Raw genomic sequence first — 9,087 nt, 5'->3', positions numbered from 1 at the left:
AGGTGCTGAACGCCGGGGGACTCATCGCGGCGATGAAGGAGGACGTGAAGAAGGTCCGCTACCCGAAGAAGGTGCGGGACCTGGCGCAGATGGAGGCCCGGGCGGTCGAGCTCCAGCTGTACGACCCCGTGAACATCCACGGCCTCTTGCAGACCCCGGACTACGCACGAGCGCTGTTCCGGATGCGGCGCCCGCGATACGCCGAAGAGGAGATCGAGCGAGGGGTGGCCGCTCGCATGGCCCGTAAAACCGTCTTCGAGCGCGACTCGGCGCCTGAACTCAGCTTCATCCAGGACGAGTGGACGCTCCGGCGACGGCTCGGGGGGACGGAGGTGGTACGCAAGCAGCTCGAGCACCTGCTTGATGTCGGGCAGTTGCCGAACGTCGAGATCCAGGTGATGCCGATGGACCGCGAGGAGCATGCCGGTGTGGACGGAGGAATCGAGGTTTTGAAGTTCGAGGACGGAACGGCGGTTGGCCGCTCACCGGGCGTCTCCAGCGGCCGACCGGTCACCGATCCACGGCAGCTCCGTATCCTGGAACTCCGGTATGGCATCATCCGGGCGCAGGCTCTCACGCCTCGCGAGTCGGCCGCGTTCGTCGAGCAACTGCTGGGGGAGACATGATCCGCAAGACCTCGTCCGAGGACGCCTCCGACCTGGCGTGGTTCAAGAGCAGCTACAGCAGCGGGGCGGAGACCGACTCCTGCGTCGAGGTCGCCACCGAGCCCGGCACCGTTCACGTCCGTGACTCGAAGGTCGCCGAAGGCGCCCGGCTGGCCTTCACCCCCGCCGCGTGGGCCGGCTTCGTGCCGTACGCGGTCGAGGGCTGACCCTGCCCCCGGCGTCCGTCAGACGTCCTGGAGGCGCCGGAAGGGCTGGTCCGCCTCCAGCTCGAACGCGAGTTCCAGCAGCGTCCGTTCGGCGCCCGGGCGGCCGGAGAACATGACGCCGACGGGGAGCCCGTCCGCCGTCGTGCCGGTGGCCGGCACCGAGATCGACGGCGTCCCGACGACGTTGTTGACCGGGGTGAACGCGACGTAGGCGAGGATCCGTTCGATCAGCGTGGCGTACGGGACGGCCGGGTTGAGGTGGCCGATCGGCGGGGTGGTGTGGGCGAGCACCGGGGAGAGGACCAGGTCGAGCCCGCGGAACGCCGCCGCGTACGCCTCCCGCGTGCGCTTCAGTCTCCGCACCACATCCGGCGTGCGCCTCCAGTCCCTCAGGTACGCCTCGCGCAGCCCCCGGCTGAGGCCGTCCATACGGCGCCGGTCGAAGTCCGCGCCGAACGTCCTGCCGGTGGCGCCGATCAGGAACGACAGCAGGCCCCAGTACGCGAGGAAGTCCTGGGTGAAACGCGGGTCGAGCGCCACCTCCACCGGTGCCACGCTGTGGCCGAGCCGTTCGAGCCGCTGCGCCGTCTCCGTGACGGCCGCCCGGGTGGCGGCGTCGGAGCGGACGCCGTTCGGCGAGTCCAGCAGGAGTCCGATGCGCAGCCGTCGCTCCGCAGGGCCCTCGACCAGGCCGACGGGCGGCAGCTTCGGGTTGCGCCAGTGCTTCTCCGCGGCGGCGAGGAACGCGGCGCTGTCCCGTACCGAGCGGCTCACGACGCCGTCGGTGACGAGGTCGATCGGTAGCCGGCGGCCCTGCGCGTTCGCCACCACCCGGCCGCGGGTCGGCTTCAGCCCGACGAGTCCGCAGGCGGCGGCGGGAATCCGGATCGAGCCGCCGCCGTCGTTGGCGTGCGCGATCGGCACCGCCCCGGCGGCGACGAGTGCCGCGCTGCCGCCCGACGAACCGCCCGCCGAGTGGCCCGTGTGCCACGGATTGCGGACGGGCTCGGCGTCCTCGTACTCCGTGGTCGGGCTGAACCCGAACTCGGGCAGCCGGGTCTTGCCGAGCACCGTGACCCCGGTGCTCAGGAACTGGCGGGTGAACGGGGCGTGCCGTCGTGCGGCCCTCGGCGCGAACGCGGCGCTGCCGTGTCCGGTGGGCAGCCCCTGGTAGTCGGTGTTGTCCTTGACGAAGGTCGGCACCCCGGCGAAGGCGCCGACGGACCCAAAGCCGTGCGCCGGAACGTCGAGGTGCACCTGGACGGCGTGGAGCCGGGCCTCGACGGCCCTGACCCTGGCCGCCGCGTCGCGGGCGGCCTCGGCGGCGCCGACCTCGCCCCGGCGGATCGCCCGGGCGAGGCCGACGGCGTCGTGGTCGCCGAGGGCGTCGTCCCGGAAGGCGTGCACCCTGGTTCGTTCCTCTGAAGTCGTCACCGGCGGCTCCGCCCTGAGCGTGTGGATGATGCCCGCCATCATCCCTTACCAACGAGTAACAGGCGAGGGGCCGGAGGGCGCGAACCGGTGCGCCCGGACCTGCTCGGGGGGCGCGTGGGCCGGTGTCACGCCGAGGCGGGTGACGAGCGGGCTCGCAGGGGGCGTCCCGCGGGCCGGGGACGGTGGCGTGGACTCCGGCCGGCGCCCGGGAGTTGCCTCGGGCCCCGGCCGGAAGACGCGTCGCTCAGAACTTGATGCTTCCGATCATCCCCGCGATGTTCGTCGTGAGGTCGCTGATCGTGGGCGCCATCGTCGACGAGGCCAGGTAGAAGCCGAGCAGCATGCACACGATGGCGTGCCCGGTCTTCAGTCCTGACTTCTTGATCAGCAGGAAGACAATGATCGCCAGCAGCACCACCGCCGAAATCGAGAGTGCCACGGCGGCTCACCTCCAAAGATCCCAGGACGCGGGGGGGGTAGGAATATGGGGGCAGATAAATCCACGCACGAGCCAGCAGGTTCATACCCACTATGCGCTAGTGATCATAACTATCCGTACGTGCGCATCGATCGGCGCACAGCCGCACAAGGGGGCGCATGGCCAATATGGTCAGGGCATGACGACCGAGGCTGACTCCTTCCCCCGACGGCACGCCCGCACCCAGCGCTTCACGCTCGGCGCGCCGCGTTCGTTCACCGTGGCGCCCGACGGTTCACGTGTCGTGTTCCTGCGCTCCGGTTCCGGTACGGACCGGGCGAATTCGCTCTGGACCCTCGACACGGAAGGGGGCGGGGAGCGCGTGGCGGCCGACCCGCGCGCCCTCCTGGGCGGGGCGTCCGAGCGTCTCTCCGCGGAAGAGCGGGCGCGGCGCGAGCGGAGCCGCGAGGGGGGTGCCGGCATCGTCGGCTACGCCACCGACGCGGCCGTGGAGTTGGCGTCTTTCGCCTTGTCAGGGCGGCTTTTCGTGGCCGAGCTGCGGGCCGGTACGGCGCGCGAACTGCCCGTGCCGGGACCGGTGATCGATCCGCGGCCGTCGCCCGACGGGCGCCACGTCGCCTACGTCGCCCGGGGCGCGCTGCGGGTCGTGGCGGCCGAGGGGGCCGACGACCGCGCGCTCGCGACCCCCGAGGCGGAGGGCGTCACCTACGGCCTGGCCGAGTTCGTCGCGGCCGAGGAGATGGGGCGTTCGCGGGGCTTCTGGTGGGCTCCGGAGTCGGACCGGCTGCTGGTGGCGCGTGCGGACGACACGCCGGTCGAGCGGTGGTGGATCGCCGATCCCGCCCACCCGGAGCGTGAGCCGAGCCGCGTCCCCTACCCGGCGGCGGGCACCGCGAACGCGGACGTACGGCTGTTCGTGATCGGGCTGGACGGGGTGCGCACGGAGGTCTCCTGGGACCGGGCACGCTACCCCTATCTGGCACGAGTGCACTGGTCAGCGGCGGGTGCCCCGCTGCTGCTCGTCCAGGCGCGCGACCAGCGCAGCCAGTTGTTCCTGGCCGTGGAACCGGACTCCGGGGCGACCCGGATGGTGCACGCCGACGAAGATCCAACTTGGCTTGAACTTTTCCCCGGGGTGCCGTGCTGGAGCCCCTCCGGGCATCTGGTGCGGATCGCCGACGAGGGGGGTGCGCGACGGCTGGCGGTCGGTGAACGTCCCTTGACCGGCGCGCAGTTGCACATCCGCGCGGTGCTGGACGTCTCCGACGACGACGTGCTGGTCTCCGCGTCCGCCGGTGAGGAGGCGGCCGGGCCGGAGACCGGCGAGGTGCACGTCTACCGGGTGAACGAACTGGGCGTGGAACGCCTCTCCCAGGAGCCCGGCGTCCACACGGCGGTACGCGCCGGCGGGGTGACCGTGCTGGTCTCCGCGACGCCGGACCGGCCGGGTGCGCGGGTGCGGGTCCTGCGTGACGGGAAACCGACGGCGACCGTCCCCTCGTACGCCGAGGATCCCGGTATGTCCCCTCGCGTGACCCTGACCCAGGGGGGCGCACGCCGCATTCCGTGCGCCGTGCTTATGCCTCGGGACTACGCCGGTGACACCCCCCTGCCGGTCCTCATGGACCCCTACGGTGGTCCGCACGGGGCGCGCGTCGTGGCCGCCCACAACGCCCACCTGACCTCGCAGTGGTTCGCCGACCAGGGCTTCGCGGTGGTCGTCGCCGACGGCCGCGGCACCCCGGGCCGCTCCCCCGCCTGGGAGAAGGCGGTCCACCACGACTTCACGCTCAGCCTGGACGACCAGGTCGAGGCGCTCCACGACCTCGCACGGTCCCACCCCCTCGACCTCTCCCGGGTGGCCGTTCGCGGCTGGTCCTACGGCGGTTACCTGGCGGCGCTGGCGGTGCTGCGCCGGCCCGACGTCTTCCACGCGGGCATCGCCGGCGCCCCGGTGACGGACTGGCGGCTGTACGACACCCACTACACGGAGCGGTACCTGGGCGACCCGGCCGCGCACCCGGAGACGTACGCGAAGAACTCGCTCGTCACCGACGAGGGCCTGTCGTCCCCCGCCGAACCGCACCGCCCGCTGATGATCGTGCACGGCCTCGCCGACGACAACGTGGTCGTCGCCCACGCCCTGCGCCTGTCCTCCGCCCTCCTGGCCGCAGGCCGCCCGCACGAGGTCCTGCCCCTGTCGGGCGTCACCCACATGACCCCGCAGGAGCAGGTCGCGGAGAACCTGCTGCTGCTCCAGGTCGACTTCCTCAAGCGCTCCCTGGGGCTCGGCGCGGGCTGAGCACGGCAGCGGGCCGGGACGACATGGCGCGTCCCGGCCCGCTCACGGCACCCGCACGGCCGTACGCTGTCCAGCCTGACGCGTCCGTATATCGGAACCGATTCCGTGAAGTTGCGTGTCCGTTAACGCGGTTGACGCGGGTTCGGGCGGCTATGCCGGCCCTTCCCGGTGCTCCTCCGCCACCACCTTCTTCTCCTCCGCGAAGTGGCAGGCCGAGTCGTGCGCGGCCGGGCCGCCGGCCGCCCGGAACTCCTCGGGGACCGCGAGGGCCGGGACCTCCACGGCGCAGCGCTCCCGGGCCTTCCAGCAGCGGGTGCGGAAACGGCAGCCGGAGGGGACGTTCGTCGGGGACGGGACGTCGCCGCTGAGGAGGATCCGCTCGCGGCGCTCCCGGGCCCGGGGGTCGGGTACGGGCACGGCGGAGAGCAGTGCCTGGGTGTAGGGGTGCGTGGGATGGTCGTAGATCTCGGTGTCCGTGCCGGTCTCCACGATCCTCCCGAGGTACATCACCCCGACCCGGTCCGAGATGTGCCGCACGATCGACAGGTCGTGCGCGATGAAGACGTACGCGAGGTCGAACTCGGACTGGAGCCGGTCCATCAGATTGATGACCTGGGCCTGGACCGAGACGTCCAGCGCGGAGACCGGCTCGTCGGCGACGATCACCTCGGGGCGCAGCGCCAGCCCCCGGGCGATGCCGATGCGCTGGCGCTGGCCGCCGGAGAACTGGTGCGGGTAGCGGTTGACGTACTCCGGGTCGAGGCCGACGACGTCCAGCAGTTCCTGGACCCGTCTGCGCCGGTCGCCCCTGGGTGCCGCCTCGGGGTGGATGTCGTAGGGCTCCCCGATGATGTCGCCCACCGTCATGCGGGGGTTGAGGGAGGTGTAGGGGTCCTGGAAGACCATCTGGATGTTGCGGCGGACGGCTTTCAGGGCCCTGCCGGACAGCCTGGTGATGTCCTCCCCCTTGTAGCGGATCGAGCCGGCCGTCGGCCTCTCGAGGTTGACCAGCATCTTCGCGACCGTGGACTTGCCGCAGCCGGACTCGCCGACGATGCCCAGGGTCTCTCCCCGGCCGAGCGCGAAGTCGACTCCGTCGACCGCCCGTACGGTGCCGACCTGCTTCCTGAACAGGACGCCCCGGGTCAGCGGGTAGTGCTTGACCAGGCGGGAGACCTCGAGGATCGGCTCAGCCATGCAGGCACTCCCTCCAGAAGTGGCAGGCGCTGCCCCGGGTTTCCGAGACCTCGTACAGCGGCGGCACGTCGGTGCGGCACACGTCCCGGGCCATGGGGCAGCGGGGGTGGAAGGCGCAGCCGGGCGGGACGTTCGCGAGGTTGGGGGGCAGGCCCTTGATGGCGCAGAGGTCCCGGCCCTTGAGGTCCAGGCGCGGGACGGAGTCCAGCAGGCCGCGGGTGTAGGGGTGGGCGGGCGCCTTGTAGAGGTCGTGCACGGGCGCCGACTCGACGATCCGGCCCGCGTACATCACGGCGATGCGGTCGGCGACGTCGGCGACCACGCCCAGGTCGTGGGTGATGAGGATCAGCCCCATGCGGTACTCGCGCCGCAGTTCCGCGAGCAGTTCCATGACCTGCGCCTGGACGGTGACGTCGAGGGCGGTGGTCGGCTCGTCGGCGATGATCAGGGCCGGCTCCAGGGCCAGGGCCATCGCGATCATGATGCGCTGGCGCATCCCGCCGGAGAACTGGTGCGGGTACTGCTTCACCCGCTCCCGGGCGGCGGGGATGCGCACCCGGTCCATCAGCTCGACCGCCCTGGCCCGCGCGTCCTTCTTCGACATGCCCCGGTGCACGACGAACATCTCGCCGAGCTGGTCGCCGACGGAGAGCACGGGGTTGAGCGACGACAGCGCGTCCTGGAAGATCATCGCCATCTCGGCGCCCCGGACCCTGCGGCGCTCGTCCTCCTTGAGCGTCAGCAGGTCCCTGCCCCGGAAGAGGACCTCACCGCCGGTGATCCGGCCCGGCGGCATGTCGAGGATGCCCATGACGGCCTGCGCGGTCACCGACTTGCCGGAGCCGGACTCGCCGAGCACGGCCAGCGTCTCCCCCGCGTCCACCTGGTAATCGACGCCGTTGACGGCCTTCGCGACCCCGTCCCGGGTGCGGAACTCCACGTGCAGGTCACGCACTTCGAGCAGCATGGCGGCGGATCACCTCAGCTTCGGGTCGAGGGCGTCGCGCACCGCGTCGCCGAGCATGATGAACGCCAGGACGGTGATCGCGAGGGCGCCGGAGGGCCACAGCAGCGCGTGCGGGGCGTTGCGGATGTAGGGGGAGGCGGCGGAGATGTCGATCCCCCAGGAGACGCTGGGCGGTTTCAGTCCGACGCCGAGGTAGGACAGGGTCGCCTCCAGCGCGATGTACGTACCGAGCGCGATGGTGGCCACGACGATGACCGGGGCGACGGCGTTGGGCGCGATGTGCCGCAGCAGCAGCCGGGTGTGGGAGGCGCCCAGCGCCCGCGCGGCCTGGACGTAGTCGTTCTGCTTGACGGTGATGACGGAGCCGCGGGCGATGCGGGCGATCTGCGGCCAGCCGAGCAGCACGATGAACCCGATGACCGGCCAGACGGTGTTGCTGGTGATGACGGACAGCAGCACCAGACCGCCGAGGACGACCGGGATGGCGAAGAAGACGTCGGTGACGCGGGACAGGACCGCGTCCCACACCCCGCCGAAGTAGCCGGCCAGCGCGCCCAGCACGCTGCCGAGGACCGCGACGCCGAGCGTGGCGCAGACGCCGACCGCGACGGACGTGCGGGCGCCGTGGACGGTGCGGGTGTAGACGTCGCAGCCCTGGCCGTCGAAGCCGAAGGGATGACCGGCCTGGGAGCCCTCCTGGGCCTTGGCCAGGTCGCACTCGAGGGGACTGCCGGAGGCGATCGCCGAGGGCCACAGGGAGATGAGGACCAGGAAGCAGATCACCAGGCCGGAGACGATGAAGACGGGGTTGCGGCGCAGGTCGCGCCAGGCGTCGGACCACAGGGAGCGGGGCCTGCCCCGCGGTCCGGGGCCGCCGGGACCGCCGGGCCCTCCGGGGGCCTTCGCGGGCGTCTCCGTCCCGTCCGTGCCCAGGTCCACGGTGCCGCCCACGCCGGTCACCGCGACGACGCGCTCGGACTCGTAGTGCTGCTCAGACATAGCGGATCCTCGGGTCGAGTACGGCGTAGAGGAGGTCGACGACGAGATTGGCGACCAGGAACACCAGCACCAGCACGGTCACGAAGCCGACGACGGTCTGGGTGTTCTGGCGCAGGATGCCCTGGTAGAGCTGGTAGCCGACGCCGTGGATGTTGAAGATCCGCTCGGTGACGATCGCACCGCCCATGAGGAAGCCGACGTCCGCGCCGATGAAGGTGACCACGGGGATGAGGGAGTTGCGCAGCAGGTGCCGGGTGACGACCCGGCGGCGGGGCAGGCCCTTGGCGACGGCGGTGCGGACGTAGTCGGAGCGCCGGTTCTCGGCGATGGAGGTGCGGGTCAGCCGGGTGACGTAGGCGAGGGAGACGGAGGCCAGCACCAGGCCGGGCAGGAGCAGTTCGTCGAGCGGCGCCTCGGAGGAGACCGAGGGCCGGATCCAGCCCCACTTCACCCCGAGCAGCAGCTGGAGCAGCAGACCGGTGACGAAGGTGGGCACGGAGATGACGACGAGGGTGAACAGCAGGACGCCGGTGTCGACGGGACGGCCCCGGCGCAGCCCGGTGACCACGCCGAGGGTGATGCCGATGACGACCTCGAAGAGGATCGCGATCAGGGTGAGCCGGAGGGTGACGGGGAACGCCGTCGACATCAGCTCGGTGACCTCCTGGCCGTTGAACGCCGTGCCGAAGTCGCCGGTGAAGACGTTCCCCATGTAGGTCAGGTACTGCTGCCACACCGGCTTGTCGAGGCCGAACTCCGCCCGCAGCCGGGCGGCGGTCGCCGGGTCGCAGCGGCGCTCGCCGCACAGGCCCGCGATGGGGTCGCCCATCACGTTGACCATGAGGAAGATCAGCAGCGTGGCCCCGGCGAACACCGGGATCATCTGGAGCAGACGCCGGACGACGTAACGTCCCATG

The 9,087-nt window shown here is 71.5% G+C and carries 9 protein-coding genes; 3 read left to right on the top strand and 6 right to left on the bottom strand.

Translation table 11 applies throughout. The features are described from left to right. Both RIM90_RS15735 and RIM90_RS15730 read left to right on the top strand, forming a co-directional pair. The coding region (locus RIM90_RS15735) for a DUF5753 domain-containing protein (protein ID WP_309061329.1) at nucleotides 1-626 on the top strand (626 nt) is incomplete at its 5' end. Then, the gene (locus tag RIM90_RS15730) at nucleotides 623-832 is read left to right on the top strand and encodes a DUF397 domain-containing protein (protein ID WP_309061328.1); all 210 of its coding nucleotides are present in this window, start codon (nucleotides 623-625) and stop codon (nucleotides 830-832) included. The genes RIM90_RS15735 and RIM90_RS15730, both read left to right, overlap by 4 nt. A gap of 18 nt (nucleotides 833-850) precedes the next feature. Here the strand turns inward: RIM90_RS15730 and RIM90_RS15725 are convergent, their stop codons facing one another. Both RIM90_RS15725 and RIM90_RS15720 read right to left on the bottom strand, forming a co-directional pair. Continuing rightward, entirely contained in the window at nucleotides 851-2,266 is a 1,416-nt protein-coding gene (locus RIM90_RS15725) for an amidase (protein WP_309061327.1), read from the bottom strand. Between the two features lie 244 nt (nucleotides 2,267-2,510). Next, on the bottom strand, nucleotides 2,511-2,705 hold the full coding sequence (locus tag RIM90_RS15720; RefSeq protein ID WP_309061326.1) for a hypothetical protein: 195 nt from the start codon (nucleotides 2,703-2,705) through the stop codon (nucleotides 2,511-2,513). A 178-nt stretch (nucleotides 2,706-2,883) separates the two neighbouring features. Here RIM90_RS15720 and RIM90_RS15715 point away from each other — a divergent pair, with 178 nt between their 5' ends. Further along, on the top strand, nucleotides 2,884-5,007 hold the full coding sequence (locus RIM90_RS15715; protein ID WP_309061325.1) for a prolyl oligopeptidase family serine peptidase: 2,124 nt from the start codon (nucleotides 2,884-2,886) through the stop codon (nucleotides 5,005-5,007). 150 nt (nucleotides 5,008-5,157) lie between these two features. On the opposite strand, the gene RIM90_RS15710 is transcribed toward RIM90_RS15715, so the two are convergent. The 4 genes from RIM90_RS15710 to RIM90_RS15695 are packed head-to-tail and all read right to left on the bottom strand — an operon-like array spanning nucleotide 5,158 to nucleotide 9,086. Beyond that, complete coding sequence (locus RIM90_RS15710; RefSeq protein WP_309061324.1) at nucleotides 5,158-6,204, bottom strand: dipeptide ABC transporter ATP-binding protein; 1,047 nt, start codon at nucleotides 6,202-6,204, stop codon at nucleotides 5,158-5,160. Further along, nucleotides 6,197-7,171, bottom strand: coding sequence for an ABC transporter ATP-binding protein (locus tag RIM90_RS15705; RefSeq protein WP_309061323.1), 975 nt, complete (start codon nucleotides 7,169-7,171; stop codon nucleotides 6,197-6,199). The genes RIM90_RS15710 and RIM90_RS15705 overlap by 8 nt, the downstream gene beginning before the upstream one ends. Nucleotides 7,172-7,180: 9 nt before the next feature. Next, a complete protein-coding gene (locus RIM90_RS15700) occupies nucleotides 7,181-8,170 on the bottom strand; it encodes an ABC transporter permease (RefSeq protein WP_309061322.1) in 990 nt (329 codons plus the stop codon). After that, a complete protein-coding gene (locus tag RIM90_RS15695) occupies nucleotides 8,163-9,086 on the bottom strand; it encodes an ABC transporter permease (protein ID WP_309061321.1) in 924 nt (307 codons plus the stop codon). The genes RIM90_RS15700 and RIM90_RS15695 overlap by 8 nt, the downstream gene beginning before the upstream one ends. Nucleotide 9,087: the final 1 nt, after the last annotated feature.

This window comes from Streptomyces sp. (assembly GCF_031181555.1).
Lineage (GTDB): Bacteria > Actinomycetota > Actinomycetes > Streptomycetales > Streptomycetaceae > Streptomyces > Streptomyces fimbriatus.
Note: the sequence above shows the minus strand (reverse complement) of the source record. Positions and strands in the feature narration are given on the sequence as shown.

Coding starts and splice junctions, on each gene's coding strand:
- RIM90_RS15715 (WP_309061325.1), top strand. CDS start 2,884: ATGACGACCGAGGCTGACTCCTTCCCCCGACGGCACGCCCGCACCCAG.
- RIM90_RS15705 (WP_309061323.1), bottom strand. CDS start 7,171: ATGCTGCTCGAAGTGCGTGACCTGCACGTGGAGTTCCGCACCCGGGAC.
- RIM90_RS15700 (WP_309061322.1), bottom strand. CDS start 8,170: ATGTCTGAGCAGCACTACGAGTCCGAGCGCGTCGTCGCGGTGACCGGC.
- RIM90_RS15730 (WP_309061328.1), top strand. CDS start 623: ATGATCCGCAAGACCTCGTCCGAGGACGCCTCCGACCTGGCGTGGTTC.
- RIM90_RS15695 (WP_309061321.1), bottom strand. CDS start 9,086: ATGGGACGTTACGTCGTCCGGCGTCTGCTCCAGATGATCCCGGTGTTC.
- RIM90_RS15710 (WP_309061324.1), bottom strand. CDS start 6,204: ATGGCTGAGCCGATCCTCGAGGTCTCCCGCCTGGTCAAGCACTACCCG.